The 22,775-nt window shown below is 73.7% G+C and carries 19 protein-coding genes and 1 pseudogene; 11 read left to right on the forward strand and 9 right to left on the reverse strand.

The window, feature by feature from the left end:
- Positions 1-26: 26 nt before the first annotated feature.
- From ACFPCY_RS11670 to ACFPCY_RS11680, 3 genes are all read right to left on the reverse strand, one after another.
- Entirely contained in the window at positions 27-1,739 is a 1,713-nt protein-coding gene (locus ACFPCY_RS11670) for a CocE/NonD family hydrolase (RefSeq protein ID WP_378254217.1), read from the reverse strand.
- Between the two features lie 25 nt (positions 1,740-1,764).
- Positions 1,765-2,694 (reverse strand): acyl-CoA dehydrogenase family protein, encoded by a 930-nt coding sequence (locus ACFPCY_RS11675; RefSeq protein WP_378254219.1) that lies wholly within the window; start codon positions 2,692-2,694, stop codon positions 1,765-1,767.
- Positions 2,695-2,885: 191 nt separating this feature from the next.
- Positions 2,886-3,992 carry an acyl-CoA dehydrogenase family protein gene (locus tag ACFPCY_RS11680; protein WP_378254221.1) on the reverse strand — a complete coding sequence of 369 codons (1,107 nt, stop codon included), beginning with the start codon at positions 3,990-3,992 and terminating at the stop codon, positions 2,886-2,888.
- Between the two features lie 70 nt (positions 3,993-4,062).
- Between ACFPCY_RS11680 and ACFPCY_RS11685 the strand changes: the two genes are divergently transcribed.
- The 3 genes from ACFPCY_RS11685 (at position 4,063) to ACFPCY_RS11695 (ending at position 6,124) form a co-directional block, all read left to right on the forward strand.
- Complete coding sequence (locus tag ACFPCY_RS11685; protein WP_378254223.1) at positions 4,063-4,593, forward strand: sigma-70 family RNA polymerase sigma factor; 531 nt, start codon at positions 4,063-4,065, stop codon at positions 4,591-4,593.
- Positions 4,590-5,801, forward strand: coding sequence for a hypothetical protein (locus ACFPCY_RS11690; RefSeq protein WP_378254224.1), 1,212 nt, complete (start codon positions 4,590-4,592; stop codon positions 5,799-5,801). Before ACFPCY_RS11685 ends, ACFPCY_RS11690 begins: the two co-directional genes overlap by 4 nt.
- A 68-nt stretch (positions 5,802-5,869) precedes the next feature.
- On the forward strand, positions 5,870-6,124 hold the full coding sequence (locus tag ACFPCY_RS11695; RefSeq protein WP_378254226.1) for a hypothetical protein: 255 nt from the start codon (positions 5,870-5,872) through the stop codon (positions 6,122-6,124).
- Positions 6,125-6,282: 158 nt separating this feature from the next.
- Here the strand turns inward: ACFPCY_RS11695 and ACFPCY_RS11700 are convergent.
- From ACFPCY_RS11700 to ACFPCY_RS11725, 6 genes and pseudogenes are all read right to left on the reverse strand, one after another.
- Positions 6,283-6,630 (reverse strand): annotated as a pseudogene (locus ACFPCY_RS11700) (acyl-CoA dehydrogenase family protein); the annotation flags it as partial.
- Between the two features lie 28 nt (positions 6,631-6,658).
- Positions 6,659-7,831, reverse strand: a complete 1,173-nt coding sequence (locus tag ACFPCY_RS11705) for a winged helix DNA-binding domain-containing protein (protein ID WP_378254228.1) — start codon at positions 7,829-7,831, stop codon at positions 6,659-6,661.
- Between the two features lie 27 nt (positions 7,832-7,858).
- Positions 7,859-8,272, reverse strand: a complete 414-nt coding sequence (locus ACFPCY_RS11710) for a hypothetical protein (RefSeq protein ID WP_378254231.1) — start codon at positions 8,270-8,272, stop codon at positions 7,859-7,861.
- 153 nt (positions 8,273-8,425) lie between these two features.
- Positions 8,426-9,739, reverse strand: a complete 1,314-nt coding sequence (locus ACFPCY_RS11715; RefSeq protein WP_378254233.1) for a HEAT repeat domain-containing protein — start codon at positions 9,737-9,739, stop codon at positions 8,426-8,428.
- A gap of 253 nt (positions 9,740-9,992) precedes the next feature.
- Positions 9,993-11,777 (reverse strand): ABC transporter ATP-binding protein, encoded by a 1,785-nt coding sequence (locus ACFPCY_RS11720; RefSeq protein WP_378254235.1) that lies wholly within the window; start codon positions 11,775-11,777, stop codon positions 9,993-9,995.
- Positions 11,774-13,714 carry an ABC transporter ATP-binding protein gene (locus ACFPCY_RS11725; RefSeq protein WP_378255125.1) on the reverse strand — a complete coding sequence of 647 codons (1,941 nt, stop codon included), beginning with the start codon at positions 13,712-13,714 and terminating at the stop codon, positions 11,774-11,776. Before ACFPCY_RS11725 ends, ACFPCY_RS11720 begins: the two co-directional genes overlap by 4 nt.
- A 1,687-nt stretch (positions 13,715-15,401) precedes the next feature.
- Here ACFPCY_RS11725 and ACFPCY_RS11730 point away from each other — a divergent pair.
- The 8 genes from ACFPCY_RS11730 to trpA all read left to right on the forward strand — a co-directional run bounded on the left by ACFPCY_RS11730 (position 15,402) and on the right by trpA (position 22,615).
- The gene (locus tag ACFPCY_RS11730; RefSeq protein ID WP_117359821.1) at positions 15,402-15,608 is read left to right on the forward strand and encodes a cold-shock protein; all 207 of its coding nucleotides are present in this window, start codon (positions 15,402-15,404) and stop codon (positions 15,606-15,608) included.
- A 485-nt stretch (positions 15,609-16,093) separates the two neighbouring features.
- A complete protein-coding gene (gene hisI, locus ACFPCY_RS11735) occupies positions 16,094-16,492 on the forward strand; it encodes a phosphoribosyl-AMP cyclohydrolase (protein WP_378254237.1) in 399 nt (132 codons plus the stop codon).
- On the forward strand, positions 16,489-17,136 hold the full coding sequence (locus tag ACFPCY_RS11740; RefSeq protein ID WP_378254239.1) for a Trp biosynthesis-associated membrane protein: 648 nt from the start codon (positions 16,489-16,491) through the stop codon (positions 17,134-17,136). The genes hisI and ACFPCY_RS11740 overlap by 4 nt, the downstream gene beginning before the upstream one ends.
- Before the next feature lie 4 nt (positions 17,137-17,140).
- Positions 17,141-17,821: a winged helix-turn-helix transcriptional regulator gene (locus ACFPCY_RS11745; protein ID WP_378254240.1), complete on the forward strand. Its 681-nt coding sequence runs from the start codon at positions 17,141-17,143 to the stop codon at positions 17,819-17,821.
- Between the two features lie 779 nt (positions 17,822-18,600).
- Positions 18,601-19,050: a DUF2752 domain-containing protein gene (locus ACFPCY_RS11750; RefSeq protein ID WP_378254241.1), complete on the forward strand. Its 450-nt coding sequence runs from the start codon at positions 18,601-18,603 to the stop codon at positions 19,048-19,050.
- Positions 19,051-19,200: 150 nt separating this feature from the next.
- Complete coding sequence (gene trpC, locus ACFPCY_RS11755) at positions 19,201-20,007, forward strand: indole-3-glycerol phosphate synthase TrpC (protein ID WP_378255128.1); 807 nt, start codon at positions 19,201-19,203, stop codon at positions 20,005-20,007.
- A 527-nt stretch (positions 20,008-20,534) separates the two neighbouring features.
- Positions 20,535-21,803, forward strand: coding sequence for a tryptophan synthase subunit beta (gene trpB, locus ACFPCY_RS11760; RefSeq protein ID WP_378254243.1), 1,269 nt, complete (start codon positions 20,535-20,537; stop codon positions 21,801-21,803).
- Positions 21,800-22,615 (forward strand): tryptophan synthase subunit alpha, encoded by an 816-nt coding sequence (gene trpA / locus ACFPCY_RS11765; RefSeq protein WP_378254245.1) that lies wholly within the window; start codon positions 21,800-21,802, stop codon positions 22,613-22,615. Before trpB ends, trpA begins: the two co-directional genes overlap by 4 nt.
- The last annotated feature ends 160 nt before the right edge of the window (positions 22,616-22,775 follow it).

A 22,775-nucleotide genomic window follows, 5' to 3' on the forward strand; every position in this document is an offset into this window, starting at 1 on the left:
CCCGGAGGGGAGGTTTCGGCGGTGCCCTATTCGGCCCCGCCGTTCCCGTTCGCGGCGCCGCCCATCTCGGCGTCCGGGGCGGCGGGCACGGACGCCTCCGGGGACCGCTCGACGACCGGGAGCAGGATCGCGGAGGGACGGTCCGGGTCGTGGAACACCTCCTGGTCGGCCGGGACCGGCGGGCGCGCCGCGCTCGTCAGCGGGTCGCCGGTGCCGGGGTTCGCCGCGACCTTGGGGTACGCGCCGCTGGTCACGTGCACGCGCACCCGGTGCCCGCGCCTGAACCGCCGCGCAGTCGGCCACAGGTCCACGGTGACGCGGTGCACGCCGTCGCCGTCCGCGGGGTGGACGGGCGTGAGCCGCAGCCCGCCCTCGCAGACGTTGCGGGACACGCCCTCCTCGTCCACGTCGCACAGCCGGACGATCAGGTCGGTGTGCGCTCGGGACGACCGCAAATACACGTCGGCCGATACCGGCCCGATCAGCTCCAGGTCGGACGTGAGCGGCGGCGAGGTGAACACGAGCACGTCCGGACGCCTCTCCAGCGGGCGGTTGTCCACCGGCTTCGAGCTGCCGAGCAGCGTCGGCCCGCCCAGCGCCGGCGTCGGACGTTCCGGGTCGTACCGGTACGTGCTCGGCTCGTGCCGCTGCGGACCGTCCGGGCCGAGCCCGCCGCCCTTGTGCAGGTGCCAGCGTTCCTGACGCATCCCCGGCGGCGGCCAGTCGCGGTAGTCGCGCCATTCGCGCGCGCCCGTGACGTACAGCCGCACCGGATGCTTGCGCAGCCCGGACGGGTCGTTCATCAGGTGCGCGCGGAACCACGCGAGCGACTCGCGGAACGCGACGATGCCGTGCCGGGCGTCCGCGTGCCACCACGGGCCGATCGTCAGGTACGGCCGGTGCCCGGCGGCGCGCAGCGCGAGGTAGTCCTTGATCTCCCACGGCAGGAACACGTCGTACCAGCCGCCGAGGAGCGTGACGGGGGCCTCGACCCGTCCGACGCTGCCGGAGAAGTCGCGCGTGAGCCAGTAGTCGGAGCCGTCCGCGTGCGCGGCGAGCAGGTCCTGGTAGAAGCGCATCGGCGCGCCGCCGGTCAGGACGTCCAGCTCGGCGAGCGGGCGCAGCGACGCCGCCGCCCGCAGCGCCCGGCGGCGCGACACGAGCGGCGCGGTCAGCACGCCGAACCGGCCGGTCTGCCGGTGCGTCAGGTCCGTCCAGGTCAGCGTCGACTCCAGGGCGAACGACCCGCCGACGTAGGCGGCCTCGCGGAACGACGACGCGGTGATCTGCAACGCCATCGCCTTCAGCTCGGGGCCCGCGTCCGCCGCGAGCGCCCACGCCGAATAACCCAGGTAGGACGCCCCGTACAGGCCGAGCGACCCGCCGAACCAGGGCTGCTCGCGCAGCCAGCGCAGGGTCGCGACGCCGTCGTCGCGCTCGCTGCCGAGCGGGTCGAACTCGCCGCCCGACCCGAACGTCCCGCGCGCGCTCTGCACGACGAGCTGGAACCCGAACGGAACGAACGGCAGGCCGTTGAGCAGCGCCGCCGGGCCGCGCCGCCCGTACGGGGTGCGGACGAGCAGCGTCGGCGGCGGCTTCTTCGCGCCGCGCGGGACGTACCGGTCGGCGAGCAGCGTCACGCCGTCCGGCATCGTCACCGGGATCCGCCGGTGGACGGTGTAGCGGGGCACCCGGAGCTGGGGCAGCGGGGGAGTCGGCAGGCGGTCGAGTAGAGCCATGCTTCTCGTCTCCGTCGGGGGGCTACTACCAAGTAACGGTAGTCGGTGCGCCGCCGGTTCGACTGACCGCGTCCCACGGCATCCGGCCGAGTTCACCGAGCCGCCGGGCCCAGTACACCTCGCCGCCGAACTCCTCCCGCCACGCCCACAGCCGCGTGGTCAGCGCGCCGAGCGGATGTTCCGAGGTCACGCCCATCGCGCCGTGCACCTGGTGCGCGATCCCGGCGACCACGCCGGCCGCGCGCGAGGCGTTCAGCTTCGCCGCCGCGACCGCGAACTCGTCGTCCGGGACGCGCAAAGCCGCCCGCACCGCGACGTCCGCGACCGCCACTTCCGCGGCCAGCTCCGCGAGCTGCTGCTGGACGGCCTGGAACCGCCCGACCGGCCGTCCGAACTGCTCCCGCTCGCCCGCGTATTGCACCGATCGTTGCAGAACTCCGCGCATCGCCCCCGCCATCTGGACGGCCCGGAACAGCGCGCCGCGCAGGAACACGTCCTCGGCCGAAACCGGACAGGCCACGGCCGCCTGATCGCTCGCGACCGTCACGTCGTCGCGCGGCTCACCCGCCACGTTCGATCCCCGCCGTATCGCCACGTCCCCCGGATCGACGATCGCCGCGCGGCCCCGATGCAGGACGACCAGGCGGTGCGCGCTGCTCGCCCACGGCACGCGCCGCGCGAACCGTCCCGCCACGACGGTCAGCGGACCGGGCGGAACCGAATGCGCCGTCGCCGCGAGGAGCCGCCCGGCGAGGATCGTCTCCGCCAACGGGACGCTCACCCCGTGATACCCCTGCGCCCGCAGCACGACGGCGACGTCCGCGAGATCACCGCCGCTGCCGCCCGCCTCCTCCGGGACGCCCACACCCGTCAGCCCCGTCTCCTCAAGGCCGTGCCACGGATCGTCCCCCGCGAAGATCGCGCCGGCGGTCTCTTCGAGAAGCTCCACGCTCACCGCACCCCCACCTCGACCGACGCGACCCACCAGGCCGCCTTCTCCCCGACCGGCGCGCTCATGAACGACCCCGCCTTCCGACCGGCGCGCTCATGAACGACCCCGCCTTCCGACGGACGCGCTCCTGAGCGGCCTCATCTCCCCGACCGACGCAAGTTTCAGCGCTTTCGTCCTCTCGACCGGCGTCAACGTCAGCGCACCCCCAGGCCGCGCGCGACAATGCCGCGCAGGATCTCGTTCGTCCCGCCGCGCAGCGTGAACCCGGGAGCCTGCACGACGGCCTGCGCCAGCATCCGCGCCGCCTGGTCGGGCGAAGCCGGGTCCGGCTCGACGCCGAGCTGCTCGCGCGCCACCTCGATCACCTCGCGCTCGAAACGCGTCCCGAGATCCTTCACCATGGCCGCTTCGAGATCGGGCGTGCGGCCGTCCGCGAGCGCGCCCGCCACGGCCAGCGACGCCTGCCGCAGCGCCCACAGCCGGCCGAGGAGCCGCCCGGACGCGGCGCCAGGCGACAGCGAGCACATGAGCCTGACCAGCGCGAACGTGCTCAGGAACCGCTCCGGCCCGGACCGCTCGTACGCCAGCTCCGCCGTCACCTGCCGCCAGCCGTCCCCCTCGCGGCCGAACAGCTCCGCGGGCGCCCCGTCGAACACGACCTCGTTGAAGTGATGCTCACCCGACAGCCCCCGGATCGGACGGATCGTCACGCCGTCCGACGGCAGCTCCACGATGAACTGGCTCAAACCCTCGTGCCGCGTCGCGCCCGGCGTGCTCCGCGCCAGGACGACCATCGCGTGCGCGATGTGCGCCCCGCTCGTCCACACCTTCGTCCCGCTGAGCCGCCACCCGCCGTCCGCCCGTTCGGCCCGGGTCCGGACGGACGCCAGGTCGGAACCGGCGTCGGGCTCGCTCATGCCGATCGCGAAGAAGCACTCGCCGCGCGCGATCGCGGGCAGGAAGCGGCGCTTCTGCTCTTCGGTGCCGTTCGCGAGGATGGACGGTCCCATCTGACGGTCCGCGATCCAGTGCGCCCCGACCGGCGCGCCCGCCGCGAGCAGCTCCTCGATCACCACGAACCGCTCCAGCGGCGAGCGTCCGCGCCCGCCGTACTCCACCGGCAGCGTCATCCCGAGCCAGCCGCGCGCGCCGAGCGCCCGGCTGAACTCCGGGTCCGCGCCGGTCAGCCACGAGTCGCAGCGCGGCTCGAAGTCCGCCGCCCGCAGGAAGTCCCGCACCTCCCCGCGCAGCCGCTCGGTCCCGGGCGGCAGCACGCCGGGTTCCAGCTCGGGCAGCGCCATCGGCCACGCTCCTCTCGCAGAAAGTCTCGGCTTACGGTAAACCCCGAGGCGTCAGCTTCGTCTCTGGTCCGTGATCCAACACCTGACAGCGGAGGGCGTCGCGGTGCCCGTCCCCGAGGTGCCCTACGACGAGCTGTTCGAAGCGCACTTCTGGGGCATGGTCCGCCTGGCGCGGCTCCTCGGCGCGGACGATCCGGAGGACGTCGCGCAGGACGCGTTCGTCCGCCTCCACCGAAGACGGCGCCTCCTGCGAGACCCCAACGCCGCCCTCGCCTACGTGCGCGCGAGCGTGTGCAACGCGTCCCGCAGTCGGCTCCGCCACCTGCGCATGGCGCGCCGCCGCCACGCCCAGCTCGCCGTCGCGCCCGCCGCGTCCGGCACCCCGGAGACCGCCGCCCTCGACCAGGAGGACGTCGCGGAACTCCTCCGGGCCGTGGACGCGCTCCCGCGCCGCCAGCGCGAGGTGCTCATCCTCCGCTACTGGCTCGAACTCACCGAACGCGAGACCGCCGACACCCTCGGCGTCGCCGTCGGAACCGTCAAGGCCCACGCCTCCCGCGCCATCGCCGCGCTCGGCGAGCAACTCAAGGACACGCCATGACCGACCTCGAAAGCCGCCTGAAGGAGGCGTTCGAAAGCCGCGCGGCGGCCGTCCGCCCGAGCCCGGACGCCGCCGCGGACAACCGCCACCGCGTCCGCCGCGCCACCCGCCGCCGCCACGCCGCCCTGGCCTGCGCCGCCGCCGCGACCGTCGCCGCGGTCACCGTCCCCATGGCGGTCAGCGCCCACCTGCCGATCTCCCGGATCACCTCGGGCACGACGTCCGGCGCCCTGGTCAAGAAGAAGGGCGACCCGGCCGACCTCACCAAGAAGTCCGTACCGGTCGAGGTCCCCGCCTCGCCCGCCGGACCCATGGTCCCGGTGGCCCTCTCCCCGGACGGCTCGTTCCTGGCCCGCTTCGGCTCTGAACTCTGGCAGATCGGCGCCCCTCTGACACGCGGGCAGCCGCGCCCCGGGAAGAGCACCCGCCTGTACTCACTCGAGCGTGCTTTCCCGAGTGCGAAGAACCCACAGCCGAACTCCCGGTACGCGATCACACCGCAAGCGCGGATCTACGCCTTCCAGGACGGGATGAGCTGCGCCAACGCGGCCGGAGAGGTGAAGGCCGGCTACGGACCGATCGACACCCGTTACGGAGTCTGGGCGGACGGGACGCATGTCGTGTACACCGAGCAACCCTGGGCGATCAGGGCCTACCGCCTCTGCGGTCACGCCTCTCCCAAGGACGCCGAGACCCTCGCCACCTCCGACATGCTCGCCCGAGCGCACGCGTTCCCGGTCGCTCTGTCGGATCCGACGCTGTTCTATCTGGACTCCACGAAGCTCACGACACTGAACGAGATCGACCTCAGCACCACTCCACCGCGGTTCGCACGGAGCCTCCCGGTTCCGCGCGCCATGCTTCCGGCGAAGACGTCCGACATCGGCCGCACGTGGGTCGCCGCGGCCACGAAGCAGACGCTCGCCTGGGTGAACGGCCGGACCCTCTACCTCAAGGACCGCATGAACGGGTCCTCCGATGCCCCCGTCAGCGTCGACCACCTTCCCACCATGAGCGGAACCTCGCAGCTGACCGTCGGGAACGACGTCATCGCCTACTCGGTGACCGACTCGCGCGGACGCGTGGGGTCGTTCGTCTACGACCTGCGCACGCACGAGCGCGTCGTCTGGCCCGGGCGCGTGTTCGCCGCCGGGGACTGGCTGCTCTGGCAGGACGGGCGGACGGCCAAGCTCGCGAAGGTCCGCTGAGCGGAGACCGGGAACCGATTTCCGGCTGCGGCGAATAAGAGGTAAACGGGGCTATGAGAGGCCAGGGGATGAGCGGACCTTACGAGACCGAGAACGACGCCTACATGGAGGTGCGGGACATCTACGCCTCGCACGGCAAGCGGGGGGTCATGCGCGCCCGCACGCACGACCTGCTCGTCTCGGTCTGCGCCCAGCACGACGTCGAGCTGGGCGAATACGACCGGGCCGTCCTGCGGTGGCTGGCCCGCCATCCGCCGGAGACCGCGCAGGTGATCGCGGGCATCATCGACCGCGCCGCGAAGTCGGCCCGCGCGACCGGCTGATCGCTCGGACCCGGCGTGACGACATGACGGCATGACGAAGATGACGGTATGACGGTGTGACGGCGGGCCGGGCGGAAGCCGGCCCGCCGTCACATGGCGCCAGCGCCCGGCGGACGGAGGGACGCGCGGGCGGACTCGACGGCGGCGGCCATGTCGGCGAGCAGGTCCGGCAGGCGCTTGTTCTGCTCGCCGGTGCCGTGCGTCCAGAGCGGGAGGCAGGACAGGGTGTGCACGCTGACGCCGACCGCGACCGACGCCCACACCGACGCGATCTCCTCCACGACCTGGAGGTACACCTCGTAGGGCTGCCCGCCGCCGCCGTCCGCCTCCGGGTAGGGCAGGCCGAGCAGTCCCGCGCGGCCGAGCAGCCGGAACACCTCGCGGGGGAACGCGGCGGCCTCCTCGGCGGGCGCGGCGCGCGGGGCCAGCTCCCTGGCCGCCAGCCCGCGGGTGAGCGCGATCAGGTCCTCGGATCCGGGGGTGGGGAGCATCCGTTCAGCGGGCATGGCCCCGTCTTCGCGGACGCACGCTCCGTCACGACGACAGTTCGCGTTCCAGGGGCGTCCGGAACCTGGGGACGATCCGGACGCCGTCGAGGAAGGCGGATATACGTTCCGCCTCGGCGGTCACGGCGGCCTCCGCGTCCGACCCGACGTCCTCCAGGAGCCGGAACGCGACCGCTCCGGTGGCGTCCTGACCCCAGCCGCCGACGATCCGGCCGTCCCACCAGACGGTGGGGCCGATGTTGCCGCTCCGGTCGAACAGTGACGGAATGTGACCGGGATCGAGGTAGAAGTCGCGTTCCTTCCACCCCATCGGCGTCGCGTCGAGCGCGGGCAGCAGCGCGGCCCACGGCTCGGGCGCGGCGACCGGTTCGAGGTCGTCGGCGAGGACGATCCCCGCGTCGGTCTCGGCCGTGTCGAGCCCGGCGAGGGCCTTCTTCACCTCGCCCGCCGTCCAGCCCGTCCACCACTTGACGTCGAGCGCGCTCGCCGGGCCGAACGTGCGCAGGTAGCGGCGGACGACCTCGGCGCGCGCCTCGTCCACCGGCAGGGTGGACGGCACGCCGTCCGGCAGCCACGTCTCGGCCGGCGACCACACGTACTGGCTGCTGACCCACGACCCGTTCGGACGGCCCCGGACGATCCGCCCCTCGCAGCCGAGCGTGACCAGCACCCACGTCGTGATGCCGGTCGTGCTCTCGTACGGCTTGCCGGGGGCGAGCGTCACCTGCGTGCGCAGCCGAGGCTCGGCCGCGCTGAGCCGCGCCCCGGTCGCCTCGCCCAGTTCGAGCAGCGCTTTGTGCGTGGCGTCCTCGACGTCGCGCAGCCAGCCGTCCACGTCGCCGTCGACGGCGCCCGCGTCGGCGATGAGCTTGCCGTACCTGCGGTGCTGCTTGACGGCGAGCGGCTCGGCGACGGCCGCCTGCAACGCGGGCAGGAAGTCGGTCGGGACGACGAACATCGTCCGCCGCATCGCCAGCAGCCGCAGCAGCGTGCGGTCGCCGTACAGCGCCTGCTCGACGTGGGTCGGCCCGGCGGTGCGGCTGCGCGCCGCCACCTGCAGGTACACCGTCGCCGGGTCGGTCGCGTGGAGCGCGGTCAGGGACCGGGCGATCTCCAGCGGATCCTCGCTGCGCGTACCCGCGGCGAGCCTGTGCCGGATGCCGAGGCGGGCCCGCCGCTCGGCGACGCTGATCGAACGCATGAGCGAAGTGTAGTGCCGTCCCGGGACTCAGTGGGCGTGCTCGGCGCCCGTCATGACCGTTCCGCCGACGTCCGCGCGGAGCGCCTGGAGCGTCTCCGGGGTGCCGACGGCGACCCAGCGCGTCCCGACCAGGTACGAACCGCCCCACGGTCTCGCCTCGTCCAGCCAGGCGTCCCGGTCCTTGTCGCTGTCGAAGCCGACCAGCGTGTACCGGCCCTTCGCCGTCCGGCACGCGCCCTGCCGCAGCTGGTCGGAGCTGCGCCGTCCGGTCAGCGTGCAGCCGGTCTTCGCGGCGAGCTGCTCGATGGACGCGGCGGGCCCGGACGACGATCCCATGCCCATGCCCGCCATGCCGTCCCGGCCGCCGGTTCCGCTTCCGCCGCCGCCGCAGGCCGCCGCAGTCGCGCCGACGAGCAGCATCGCCGCCAGTTCGCGTTTCATCGCGCCTCCCGGAGTGTGGGTCGCGCTCTGGTACGCGTCCCCCCGAGCCCCGGTTCAGCGAAGCGCCCGAGTTCCGCGCCTCAGAGCGCCCGAGTTCCGCGCGCCTCAGTACGTCTGGGCTCCGGCGTCACCGCGTTCGGGAACGGCGCGGAGTCAGTGCGCGAGTCTCGACGCGGCGGACGCGCGGACCTCCGGACTCTCGGGGGAGTCGTGCTGGAGCCGTTGGAGTCGCGTGCGGGTCTCCTCGGTGATCGGCGCGGCCTCCACGGCCGTCCGCCGGACGGGTTCCTCGCAGTCCCACAGGCCCTCGACCGCGTAGGACTCGGCGGTGTGCGGCGCGGTCCGGATCAGCGCGGTCAGGATGCGGCGGCGCAGGTAGGCGTACTCGGTGTCCACCCACGCCGACTTCAGCAGCGGGACGGCCTGGCCGGCGCGGAGCCTGCCGAGGCCCTCGACGGGCTCGGCCGCCGAGCCCCACTCACCGCGCTCGACGGCGTCGGTCAGCTCGTCCATGAGCAGGGGGATGTCCTGGCGGGTGCCGTGGTTCGCGATCAGACGCCTCCCGACGTACGAGCACGGACCAGGCGAGTTCGCCCACACGCGCGCACGAGGCAGCGCGTCCGGCCCGTAGAACTCGATTGCCTTCCCGACCGCGCCGATCCAGCGCGGCTTGCGCTGCGGGAGGATCTCCTCGGCCAGGTCCAGCAGCGCGGGGACGCGTCGGCGGCCCAGCTCGAACAGCGCCGCGATCGCCGTGTCGTCGCCCTGGCGGGCCAGCTCGACCAGTTCGGTGTCGGAGGGCCCGCCTTCACCACCGCCCACCCCGGCGGTCCCTCCTGCGCGCGCGAAGCGGTCCCGGGAATCGCGGAACCGCCCCACCGGACGCCGCGCCCTCCGCTCCCGTTCCTCCGCGAGCGCCGCCGCGACGCGCGGCTTCCGCGCCGCCCACATCTCCAGCACCGGATTGCCGGTGTCGAGCGCGAGCCGCGCCAGCTCGTGATCGTCGCACCGTCCGTCCGCGACGTCGTCCAGGTCCCAGGTCAGCGCCGGGTCCCGCAGATCGACGAGCAGCTTCAGCGCGTCGAACCAGTGCGCGCCCTCCCGCGCGTACCGGCGCAGCGGCTCGGCGGCCTCGCGGCGGCTCAGCCGGACCAGGTCCGAGAGCACCTCGAGCGCCAGATCGACCCGCTGTCCCGGCCGGCTGCCGTCCTCGTCGTCCTGGTCGGCGGCGTCGAACAGATGGTCGGAGAGCGGCCCGACGGGCAGCTCCAGATCGACCAGCAACCGCGCGTAGTACAGGCCGCGAGACTCGCACCGGCGATCCCATCTGGGGTCGCGCCGCACACAGTCATAGACGTACTCACCGGCGCCGCGACGCTCGGCGGCGCGGCGCGCCGCCCTGCCGAGTCCACGCTGGAGCTGCCCGTGAAGGGTGCTCGCCGATTCCACCACGACCTCGTTGTTCACCCCAGCAGAATGCGCACTCGACCAGATATCGGGCAAGTGCTTTCCCGCGCCGCGCCCCGACCGTACCCCGCCCCCGGCACCGCGAACCCCTTCCCGGACCCACCTCGCCCCCCGCCCCGGCCGCGGATCGAGACGACACGGAGCGCCGTCCCGGTTCGTCCCGGGTTCCCGAAGACGTGTCCGATCCCACTCGCACCCCGCCCCCGCGCCCGCTGCCGCGCGGACGCGCTCATATGGGGCGGGGCACGGGGAGTCAGATCTTGCGTTGGGCGACCCAGGAGGCGTGCAGGTCCGCGTAGACGCCGGGCACCTTGACCAGCTCGGACGCCGGGCCGCGCTGGACGATCCGGCCCTTGTCGAACACGATCACCTCGTCCGCCGCCTCGGCCGTGGACAGCCGGTGCGCGATCGAGACGGCCGTCCGGCCGCGGGTCACGCCGTCCAGGGCGCGCTGGATGCGGACCTCGGTCGCCGGGTCCACCGCCGAGGTCGCCTCGTCCAGGACGAGCAGGTCCGGGTCGGCGATGTAGGCGCGGGCGAGCGCCACGAGCTGCCGCTCGCCCGCCGACAGCGACTCGCCGCGCTGCCCGACCGGCGTCGCGAGGCCCTGCGGCAGGCCGTCCAGCCAGTCCGCGAGGCCCAGCTCGGTGAGCGCGAGCCGCAGCTCGGCCTCCGACGCGTCCGGACGGCCGTACCGGATGTTGTCCGCGAGCGACGCGTCGAACAGGAAGCCGTCCTGCGGCACCATCACGATCCGGTCCCGCAGCGACGAGAACCGGACGCGGCGCAGCGGCACCCCGTCCACCCTGACCTCGCCCTCGGACGGGTCCATCAGCCGCGTCAGCAGCTTCGCGAACGTCGTCTTGCCCGATCCGGTCTCGCCGACGATCGCGACCCGGCTGCGCGGCGCGATGCGCGCGTTCACCTCGTGCAGGACGGGCGGGCCGCCCGGGTAGGCGAACCCGACGCGCTCGAACTCCACCTCGATCGGGCCGCGCGGCAGCGTCTCGCCGTCCTCGCCGGGGTCGGCGACGTCCGGCTCGGTGTCCAGGACGGACAGCACCCGCCGCCAGCCCGCGATCGCGTTCTGCGCGTCGTTCAGGACCTCGGTCGCGGTCTGCATCGGCGACACGAACAGCGTCACCAGGAACAGGAACGCCACCAGCTCCCCGGCGGTCAGGTGCCCGCCGAGGCCGAGCAGCGTGCCGCACACCACGACGGCGGCGGTCGCGAGCGCGGCGACCAGCTCGCTGGACGGGAACGTCATCGCGATCAGCCCCTGCGCGCGCGTCTGCGCGGCGCGGGTCGCGTCGACCGTCTCGTCCACCCGGCGGGCGGTCCGCTCCTCCGCGCCGTACGCGCGGATCACCGGCGCGCCCACCACGCTCTCGCTGACCACCGACAGCAGGTCACCGGTGCGCTCGCGGACGCGGGTGTACGCCGCGGAGATCATCCGCTGGAACCGGCGCAGCGCCCACGCCAGCGGCAGGAACGACGCCCACACCAGCAGCATCAGCGGCCACGAGTAGACCGCCATCAGCAGGCTCGCGACCACCAGCTGGCCCGCCGACACGATGATCATCAGCCCGCCGAACTGCATGAACTGGCTGATCTGGTCCACGTCGCCGGTGACCCGCGACACCAGCCCGCCGCGCCGCTCGCCGCTCTGCGTCAGCATCGACAGGTCGTGGACGTGCCGGAACGCCCGCACCCGCAGCGCCGCCAGCCCCGTCTCGCTGCTCCTGTACAGCCGGACGTTCATCAGGTACGCGCAGACGGCCGTGACCAGCACGCCCACCGCGCACAGCGCGACCGCCGTCCGGATGAACGGCAGGTCCGGATGCGCGTCGCCCTTCCCCAGCCCCTTGTCGATCACCTGCTGCACCGCGACCGGGACCACGATCCGCCCCGCCGTCGCGACCAGCGCCAGCAGCAGCGTCCCGGCCAGGCCGGCGCGGAACTCGGGGCTGATCCGCAGCCCCCGCCGCAGCGTGCTCAGCGCGCTCTCGGCCGAGGCCGACTCGCTCAGCGCCGTCATGCCCTGCCTCCCACTCCGCCGGTCTCCTCCACATCGCCGGTCGCCTGCCCGCCGCCGGTCGCCTGCGCAGCGCCGGTCGCCTGCGCAGCGCCGGTCGCGTGGGCGCCGCCGGTCTCTTCTCTCTCGGCGATCGCCTGCGCGTCGTCGGCTTCCACGACTTCCGCGGCGGACTCTTCGAGGGCCTCCTGCTCGGCCTCGGCGCGCTCGTAGGCGTTCACGAGGTTCCGGTAGCCCTCGGAGCGTTCCAGCAGCTCCGCGTGCGTCCCGCGATCGACGACGCGGCCGTGCTCGATGAACACCACCTCGTCGGCGAGCGCGATCGTCGCCTTCCGGTAGGCGACCACGACGACCGTCGCCGCCTCGTTCTCCTCCGACTCCCGCAGGCCCGCGAGGATCCGCTGCTCCACCTGCGGGTCCACGGCCGACGTCGCGTCGTCCAGGACGAGGAGCCGGGGCCGCCGCACCACCGCGCGCGCCAGCGCCAGCCGCTGCCGCTGCCCGCCCGACAGCGTCGCGCCCCGCTCACCGATCCTGGTGTCCAGGCCGTCCGGGAGCGCCGCGACGAAGCCCTCGGCCTGCGCGAGCCGCAGCGCCGCCCAGACCTGCTCGTCCGGGACGTCCAGGCCGAGCGTGATGTTGCCCCGGACCGTGTCGTCGAACATGAACGTCTGCTGCGGGACGAGCGCGGCGGTCGCGGCGATGCCGCCCGCCCGGACGTCCCGCGCGTCCAGGCCGTCCAGCAGGACCGTGCCGTCCGCCGGGTCCACCAGCCGCACCAGCAGCGAGGTCAGCGTCGACTTGCCCGAGCCGGTCGGGCCGACCACCGCGACCGTCCGGCCGGGGGACGCCTCGAACGACACGTCCCGCAGCACGTCCGCCGGGGCGGCGCCCTCGGACGGCTCGTAGCCGAACCGGACGGCCTCGACCCGCAGCGCGGCGGGCGCGCCGCCCTTCAGCTCCGCGTCCCCGTACGGCATGGACCCGCCCGCGTCCAGGACGGACCGGACGCGGTCCCACCCGACGACGCTGCGCGGCACCTCCGCCAGCACCCAGCCCAGCGACCGGATCGGGAACGCCAGCAGCGTGAACAGGTACGCCACGTGCACCAGGTCACCCGCCGTCATCGCGTGCGCCTCCAGCCGCACCGACCCGATCAGCAGGACGGCCAGCACGCCCAGGTTCGGCAGCGCCTCCAGCACCGGATCGAACATCCCCCGGACGCGTCCGACCGCGATGTTCGCGTCGCGCAGCGCCTCCGCCGACGCCGCGAACCGCTCGGTCTCCGCCTCCTCGCGGCCCAGCGTCTTGACGACCAGCCCGCCCTCGAAGCTCTCGTGCGCGACCTCGCTGACCTCCGCGCGCAACCGCTGCGCGCGCGTCGCGACCGGCGCCAGCCGCCGCTGGTACACCACGTTCAGCAGCGCGATCGCCGGGAACACCAGGAACCCGACGATCGCCACCACCGGGTCGGTCAGCAGGATCGACACGGCCGCGACCAGCAGCATGAACACCACGCCGACCGCCATCGGCAGCGGCGCGATCGGCGCCCAGGCCGCCTCGACGTCCGCGTTCGCGTTCGACAGGAGCTGCCCGGTCGGATGCTTCTGGTGCCAGGCGAGCGGCAGCCTGAGGTACTGCCGCGTGACCGCGCGCCGGTACCGCGCCTGCATCCGGTACTGCATGAGCCCGGCGTAGAAGCGGCGCCCGGCCACGCCGAGCGCCTTGAGGAACGCCACTCCGAGGATGACCAGCGCGGCGGCGGTCAGCGCCCCCGCCGTCGTGTGCCCGCTGTCGAACGCGGGCAGGACGGTGTGCTGGGTGGCCCACCCGAGCGCCTGCGCCGTCCCGACCGTCATCGCCCCGTACAGGGCGCTGGCCAGCACCGACACCGCGAACACGCGGGGCTCGGCCCGGATGGCCACCCCGAGCACCCGCATCCCTTCCCGCAGGATCTGCCCGGTGGACGAGGCCCCACCGGCCCCGAGCTCATGCGCGTCGGCGTCCGACGGGGTGCTCGGAACGGCCTGGGCGGCGTCCTCCGAAGCGAGGTCGGACGCGTCGGCCGGACCGGGGGCGGCACGATCGGTGGACGAGGCTCCGCGTCGGGTCGAGCCTGCTGGCACGGGGGCTCCTAAGGTCGGGAGGGTTTCGGGGCGCGACTATCCCTACCATCCGGGCGTATCGGGTATTCCCGGCAAGATCATCCAGGCCCGCGGACCGAATCCCGGCCATCCCGCGCCGCCTCCGTGTGCCCCGCCGCCGATCCGATGCGCTGATGCCCACCCGTGAAGCCCCGGCCGCAAGAGGAACCGCGCCCCCAGCAGGCGGACGCGACGAGATACGAGCCGCGACACCCGGACGCGCCACGTCCCAACCAGAACGCCACGCGGCAAGGCCAGATGCGAGCGTGGCGTGATCGGACGAGGGGATGGGCCTGGCAAGGGAGAGGACGCGGCGGGATGAGGGGCTGGGCAGAGGGCGCGGGTGGGGCGTGATGAGGTGAGGGGCGTAAGGGTGCGGGGCGGTGCGGCGGGTTGGGCGGCGTGCGGCGGAGCGGAGCGGCGCGGGGCGGGGCGGCGCGGGCGGGTCGGCGCGGGGCGGGGGCTGGGCGCGACAGGTCCTGGACGGGTTTAGGCTGGGGGGTTCGTCCTGCTTGTCCGAGCAGAAGTCCGGCGACACCGTTGGCCGGGGTCGCGCCGCTCGTCTTCGCTTCGCTTCGTCGGGCGCCGCCAATAAAAGGAGAACGGCGCCGACTTCTTTGTTCACCTCCGGGACATGGCTCGTGCACGTAGACCGTCCGGTGCAGGTTGGGCGCGCGCTCGCGGGAGAGAAACTCGTCGAGAACGCATAAAAATTGCCCACTATGTCCTTAAAAATGTATCCCTCGGGGACAGCCCGGCCCTGTCGGCCGGGAGTGAGGCGCGTGTCACCGTCCGATGCCCGGAGGCCGCGCCGATCTGGTTGCGGCGGAACCGGATCGGGTGGTTACGGCGATATCCGATCGGGACGGCGCGTGACGCGGGTGGTTCCAGAGGTTCCAGAGGTTCGGTATCTCCTGGTGTGCCGCATCGATCGGCCCCGCGTGCCCGACTGTCCGCCCCCGGACCCTTCCGTCCCCGGTCCCGCCGAGAGGCGCCGGTGTCCGAAACGGGCTCCGGCCCGCTCGCGCTCTCCGCTCTCGGCGGAACTTCTTAGTCTTTACGAATCGGCGAGTCCGCTTGGCAACGCCGTTCGGTCCCGTGCCCGGAGGCGCCGCCCGGGCACGGCGGAATCGCGCGAATCTCCCCGATGGCCAGGGGATATCCGCGTTCTCCGCGGGGCCGAACAAGCGCCGAACTCGGATCGACGGATGTCCGTCAGGTGTTGCCCCGATGTGCGGCGCGGGCCGGCGACGGTCGGGGTCTCGATCGAATGGGTTGCGGCTCCTGCGTTTTGCGCGGATCCGGTGATACTGTGGAGCGGTCGGTTGCAGTCGTGGTTCTCGATCGTTTGTACGGACGCCCGCGGACTGATGGCAGCGGGCGTTTTGGCTTTCCGGGACCATCCCGGCGGCGAGAGCGTTCCGCTAGCAGCCGCGCTGGGCTCGCGAGGTGTGGGCCCACGTTTTGCCGCAAGGAGAAAGACATGCCCCAGCAGGGCACCGTGAAGTGGTTCAACGCCGAGAAGGGCTTCGGCTTCATCGCCGTCGACGGCGGCGGCCCCGACGTCTTCGTGCACTACTCGGCGATTCAGACCTCCGGGTACCGCTCGCTGGACGAGAACCAGCGCGTCCAGTTCGAAGTGACGCAGGGTAACCGGGGTCCGCAGGCCGACCAGGTCGTCCCCCTGTAACACCCGCAGTCGTCCGCGCGGCCCGCGTTCCACTCCCGGAACGCGGGCCGCGCTGCGTTCCCCCACCTACCCCCGCCCCGCGCCGCCTTCCACCCCACCCCGCCTCCCACCCCGCGCCGCGCCACCGGGCCGTGCCTCCGCGCCGTGCCTCCGCGCCGTGCCTCCGCGCCGTGCCTCCGCGCCGTGCCTCCGCGCCGTGCCCCCGCGGTGAGCCACCGGGCCGCAACCCCGCCGCGCCTTCGCGCCGCGCCTCCGGGCCGCGCTGTGTTTCAACCGCGTCGCGTCCACCGCGCGCGCCACGTCCCCCCGTGTCGCGTTGCGGCCACGCTCGGCCCCGCTGCACTCCAGCTTCCCGCCGCGTCGCGCTGTGTTCTGCCCCGAAGCAGCGCGTTGCACTGCGGCGCCGCGCTGTTTCGGAGCGGTCAGGGGTCTTCTCGGGGGCGTAGGCGGGGGTTGGACGCGGGTGGGGCGGGGGCTGCGGCAGAATGGGGCGCATGTCCGCTGCCCCTTCCGAGTCGAACCTCGATCCCAAGATCGCCGCGCGGCTGAAGCGCGACGCCAACGGGCTCGTCGCCGCCATCGTCCAGCAGTACGACACCAACGAGGTGCTGATGCTGGCCTGGATGAACGACGAGGCGCTGCACCGCACGCTCACCACCGGGCGCGCCACCTACTGGTCGCGCAGCCGCCAGGAGTACTGGGTGAAGGGCGAGAGCTCCGGCCACCAGCAGTGGGTCAAGTCCGTCGCGCTCGACTGCGACAAGGACGCGATCCTGGTCAAGGTGGACCAGGTCGGCGCGGCCTGCCACACCGGCGACCGGACCTGCTTCGACGCCGACGTCCTGGAAGCCGCGGTCGGCGAACGGCCCGCCGGGCAGTCGTGACCCCCGCCCGGGAACGCGGCGTCGCGGCCCTGGTGTGCGCGGCCGGGGCCGGGCTGACGCTGCTCGCCGCCGGGCGGCACTGGGCCACTGTCCGCGCGCAGGACGCGATCACCCCGTTCACCCAGCACCTGTCCGGCCATGATCTCGGACAGTTCGCGTCCGCGCTCGGCTGGGCCGGGCTCGCCGGGCTCGCCGCGCTGTTCGCCACGTCCGGACGGGTCCGGGCGGCGGTCGGGCTGCTGCTCGCGCTGTTCGGCGTCGGTGTCGTGGCCGCTTCGGTCACCGCGTCTCGGCCCGCGCACGTCGCGAAGGTCGCGGGGGAGAAGAGCGCGCTGATGAAGCTCGGCGCGCATCCGGTCGTCCACGTGGAGCCGTGGTGGGGCCTGTCGATGGCGGGCGGGGTGCTGCTCACCGTGGCGGGGCTGATCGTTCTGGTGCGCGGTTCGCGCTGGCCGGGACTGTCCGCCCGGTACGCGCGTCCGGAGCAGGCCACCAAGCCGGTGGCGGCCGGACGCGGCGGGAAGGCGGCCGAGACGGGGCCGGCCGACGACGCGTCCGCCCTCTGGAAGTCCCTCGACCGCGGCGAGGACCCGACGGCCACCGACGCAGAGGACGCCGACGACGCGGCCGAGCGGCGCCGGTGAGGACGTGACCGGCGGCGCGGGGGAACTCGTCCTGGTCGTCGAGCACGATCCGGCCGTGGCGGGGCTCCAGCGGTGGTGCCTGACCCGCGAGGGTTACCGGGTCGAGGTCGAGCCGGACCCGTCCCGCGCCCCCGACGCCACGTCGCGGCTGCGCCCGGACGTCGTGGTGCTCGACCTGTCCCTGGCCGCGCTGCCCGTGGAGCTGTACCGGCGGGTCGTCCAGGCGATGGTCCTCCGGCCAGGGTCGTCCGGCGGACGGGTCGTCGCGGTCGTCGGCCCGCTCGACCCGGCCCTCGCGCGCAACCTCGGCCCGCACCGCGTGGACCGCCCGTTCGGTCCGCGCGCACTCGTGCAGGCGGTCGCGGTCGCGATGCGGCGCGGCTCGTCCGAGAGGACGCAGGAACTGCGCGCGGGCGCGCTCACCCTCGACACCGCTGCCCGCACCTGCGAGGCGAACGGCACGGACGTCGCCCTCACCGCCACCGAGTTCGACCTGCTCGGCTACCTCGCCCGCAACCCCGGCCGCGTCTTCACCCGCGAGCAGCTCCTGGAGTCGGTCTGGGGCCCGGGCGCGGGCGCCGGAAGCCGCACCGTGGACGTCCACATCGCCCAGCTCCGCTCCAAACTCGGCGACGCCAGCCCGATCCGCACCGTCCGAGGCGTCGGCTACCGCCTCGACCCCTAACCCCACCACCTCGCGCCGTGCCCCTTCGGCGCCGCGTCCCCGTCTGCGCCCTGCGCCCCGTCTGCGCCGCGCTTGTGCCGCACCTGCGCCGCGTCCCCGTCTGCGCCGCGCCCACGCCGTGCCCGCGCCGTGCCCGCGCCGCACCTGCGCCGCGTCGCCGTCTGCGCCGTGCCCGTGCCGCGCCTGCGCCGCGTCCCCGTCTGCGCCGCGCCCACGCCGTGCTCGTGTCGCGCAGCGCTCGCGCCGTGCTCTTGTCGCGCCGCGCCCGCGCGGTGCCTCGTCCGGGCCGTACCTCGCTGCGTCCCCGCCCTGCCGCGCCCGCTCCGCTCACTCCGCCGCGTCGTCCCTGTTCGGCGGCAGTGTTTGTCCGCGCTGCCCGCGCTTTCCGTCCGCGCGAGGAAGCGTTGGGCGGCGCGAGCCTCCCGAGGTGTCGGCTGCCGGCTCAACCTCAAACCCGCCGCATCCCGCTGCGCCGCGCGCCCTGCGCGCTGTTCTTTTCCGCTGTCCGTCCGTGTGAGGACGTCTCGGACGGCTCGCCCCTTCCTCGGTTACTGCTGCGGTCGGGCAACGACGCCCGTCCTCGAACAGGCTCCCGGAGCGTGCCGCGAGCCCCCCGCCCCGGCCTTTCGAGTGGTCGTGCCGCTCGGAAGCGCCGGGTGGCCTGATCGCGCCGCGGAGTCTTGCTGCGCGGCCAGGTACCAGTACGTAGCGGATTGGACGCTGCGAGCGAAGCGTTGCGGGTTCTTCGGGCAGGAATGAGGGCGGCTTAGGGTGGTGGGGTGAGCCAGGGGAGACCTGACGTGGTGGACGCGGTGAGGCGGCCGGCGCCTTCGGGGAGGAGGCGGCTGCGGGCGCCGTTGGCCGTCTTCGGGACGGCCGCGGCGGCGACGGTCGTGGTGACGTTCGTCGATCCGCACTCGCCGGGGCACTATCCGACCTGCCCGTTCCTGTTCCTGACCGGGTACTACTGCCCGGGGTGCGGCGGGCTGCGCATGGTCAACTCGTTGACGCACGGCCATGTCGGGACGGCGTTCGGGCTCAATCCGCTCGCGTTCCTCCTGCTACCGCCCGCCGTCTACCTCTGGGCGCGCTGGACGTACTGCGCGGCGCGCGGGGAGGCCGTCACCTCCGTGCTGCTGCGGCGCGGGGTTCTGGCGGGGCTCGTCGGGGTGCTCCTCGTGTACTGGGTCGTCCGGAACCTGCCGTTCGCGCACGCCTTGGCGCCGTAGCGGCAGGTTAGGGATTGAATGGGGTCGGACGGCCGGTTCCGAGCTCAGCCCCGGGTGCGGGCGCTGTCGGTGGGTGAGGCTACGATCGGGGCACGGATCGACCGGAAAATAGGGGGCTCCTGCGTGACCGAGGGCGAGCGTGGGCACGGCGTGAGCGTGCTGGACGAGATCATCGAGGGGGTCCGGGCCGATCTCGCCGAACGGCAGCGGACGGTGTCGCTCGACGACCTCAAGGCCAGGGCGGCGAAGGCGCCGGCGCCCCGGGACGCGCTGGCGGCGCTGCGCGCCCCCGGCGTCGGGGTGATCGCCGAGGTGAAGCGGAGCAGCCCGTCCAAGGGCGCGCTCGCCGCGATCGCCGACCCCGCCGCGCTGGCGGGGGACTACGAGTCCGGCGGCGCGAAGATCATCAGCGTGCTGACCGAGCGGCGCCGGTTCGGCGGCAGCCTGGACGACCTGGCCGCCGTCCGCGCGACCGTGGACATCCCGATCCTCCGCAAGGACTTCATCGTCACCTCCTACCAGCTGTGGGAGGCCCGCGCGTACGGCGCGGACGTCGCGCTGCTGATCGTCGCCGCCCTGGAGCAGGACGCGCTGGTCTCGCTGGTCGAGCGCGCCGAGTCCATCGGGCTGCTGCCGCTGGTCGAGGTGCACACCGAGGAGGAGGTCGACCGGGCCGTCGACGCCGGGGCCAAGGTCATCGGCGTCAACGCGCGCGACCTGCGGACGCTCAAGGTCGACCGCGACACGTTCGGCCGCATCGCGCCGCGCGTCCCGGCGGGCATCGTGAAGATCGCCGAGTCCGGCGTGCGCGGGCCGCACGACCTGCTCGCCTACGCCTCGTCCGGCGCGGACGCCGTCCTGGTGGGGGAGAGCCTCGTCATCGGCCGCGACCCCCGCTCCGCCGTCGCCGACCTCGTCGCCGCCGGCGCCCACCCGGCCCTCCGCCAGAGCGGCTGACCCCCGAGCACGCACCGTCCTTCCGACGCCCGGCTCCCACCAGAGAGCCGGGCGTCCGCGCATGCCCCCGGCGTCCGCGCTTGCCCCCGGTGTCTGTGCGTGCCCGCGGTGTCTGTGCGTGCCCGCGGTGTCTGTGCGTGCCCGCGGTGTCTGTGCGTGCCCGCGGTGTCCGTGCGTGCCCGCGGTGTCCGTGCGTGCCCGCGGTGTCCGTGCGTGCCCGCGGTGTCCGTGCGTGCCCGCGGTGTCCGTGCGTGCCCGCGGTGTCCGTGCGTGCCCCCGGTGTTCGCGCATGCCGCCGGCGTCCGCGCGTGTCTCCGGCGTCCGTTCCCGCCGCTAGCCGCAGGGGGTCGGGCGGGCCGCGGCGGGGAGGCGGGGGAGGGGTTTGATGTGGGGGCTGTCGGCGGTGCGGCCGGGGCGGGGACGGTAGGGTACGGGCATGCTCGCTGAACCGCTGCGCGAACGATGGCGCGCTCGTCCGGCATCTCACTGACCAGACGAGCCCTCTCACCCAGAGACGAGACAACCCCATGACCATCGACGCCGCGCGCGGCGCTTCCGGCGTCCCCTCGCACACGTCCCTGTCGTCCGGGTCGCCGGTCCCGGACGCGACCGGCCACTTCGGCGCGTTCGGCGGGCGGTTCGCCCCCGAGGCCCTGATGGCCGCGCTGGACGAGCTGACCCGCGAGTTCGAGGCCGCCAAGTCCGACCCGTCCTTCACCGCCGAGCTGGACGACCTGCTCGCGAACTACGCCGGACGTCCCAGCCTGCTCACCGAGGCGAAGCGGTTCTCCGAGCACGCCGGGAACGCCCGGATCCTGCTCAAGCGCGAGGACCTCAACCACACCGGCTCCCACAAGATCAACAACGTGCTCGGCCAGGCGCTGCTGACCCGCCGGATGGGCAAGAAGCGCGTCATCGCCGAGACCGGCGCGGGCCAGCACGGGGTGGCCACGGCCACCGCCGCCGCGCTGCTCGGCCTCGACTGCACCGTCTACATGGGCGAGGTCGACACCGAGCGGCAGGCCCTCAACGTCGCGCGCATGCGGATGCTGGGCGCGGAGGTCGTGCCCGTCAGGACCGGCAGCCGCACCCTCAAGGACGCCTGCAACGAGGCGTTCCGCGACTGGGTCGCGTCCGTCGACAGCACCCACTACGTGATCGGGTCGGTCATGGGGCCGCACCCGTTCCCGATGATGGTCCGCGACTTCCAGCGGATCATCGGGGTGGAGGCCCGGCAGCAGTGCCTCGCCCTCACCGGGAAGCTCCCGGACGCGGTCGTCGCCTGCGTCGGCGGCGGTTCCAACGCGATCGGCATGTTCCACGCGTTCGTCCCGGACGAGGGCGTGAAGCTGTTCGGGTTCGAGGCGGGCGGCGACGGCGTCGCGTCCGGGAAGCACGCGGCCACGCTGGTCGGCGGCTCGCTCGGCGTGATCCACGGCATGCGCACCTACCTGCTGCAGGACGCCGAGGGCCAGACGATGGAGACGCACTCGATCTCCGCCGGCCTCGACTATCCCGGCGTCGGCCCCGAGCACTCCTGGCTGCACGACACCGGACGCGCCGAGTACCGCGAGATCACCGACGACGAGGCGATGGACGCGTTCTCGCTGCTCTGCCGCACCGAGGGGATCATCCCGGCGATCGAGTCGGCGCACGCGCTCGCGGGCGCGATCAAGGTCGGCGAGGAGCTCGGCCCGGACGCCACGATCGTGGTCTGCCTGTCCGGACGCGGCGACAAGGACATGCACACGGCCGCCGGCCACTTCGGCCTGATGCCGGAAGGAGAGGCCAAGTGAGCAGCGTCAAGACCGCCTACGACAAGGCGAAGGCCGAGGGACGCGCCGCGCTCGTCGGCTACCTGCCCGCCGGGTTCCCGACCGTGGACGGCGGCATCGACGCCGCCCGGGCCATGGTCGAGGCGGGCTGCGACGTCATCGAGATCGGCCTGCCGTACTCCGACCCGATGATGGACGGCCCGACCATCCAGGACGCCGTCCACCAGGCGCTGGTCGGCGGCGTCCGCGTCGCCGACGTGTTCCGGACGGTCGAGGCCGTCGCCGCGACCGGCGTCCCGACGCTGGTCATGACCTACTGGAACCCCGTCGACCGGTACGGCGTGGACGCCTTCGCCCGCGACCTGAGGTCGGCGGGCGGCACCGGCCTGATCACGCCGGACCTCACCCCGGAGGAGGGCGGCGACTGGCTGGCCGCCGCCGAGGCGCACGACCTGGACAAGGTGTTCCTCGTCGCGCTCAGCTCCACCGACGAGCGGATCGAGAAGGTCACCTCGGCGTGCCGCGGGTTCGTGTACGCGGCGTCCCTGATGGGCGTCACCGGCGCCCGCACCGCCGTGGACACCGGCGCGCCGCGCCTGGTCGAGCGGACCCGCGCGATCATCGACAAGCAGGGCCTGGACCTCCCGGTCGGCCTCGGCCTCGGCGTCAGCGACGGCGCGCAGGCCGCCGAGGTCGCCGGCTTCGCGGACGGCGTGATCGTCGGCTCGGCGTTCGTCCGCCGCCTGCTGAACGCGCCCGACGCCGCCGCCGGCCTCGCCGGCGTCCGCGCCCTGACCGCCGAACTGGCCCGCGGCGTCCGACGCGAACTCTGACCGCCCGCTCCACTGGTTCGCGCGGGCTCTGAGGCGCCCACTTCGCCAGGGCGTGCGGTGCCGGCTCTGAGGCGCCCACTTCGCCAGGGCGTGCGGTGCCGGCTCTGAGGCGCCCACTTCGCCAGGGCGTGCGGTGTCGGCTCTGAGGCGGTCCGGTTCA

Source organism: Actinomadura gamaensis (assembly GCF_042652125.1).
Taxonomy (GTDB): Bacteria; Actinomycetota; Actinomycetes; order Streptosporangiales; family Streptosporangiaceae; genus Spirillospora; species Spirillospora gamaensis.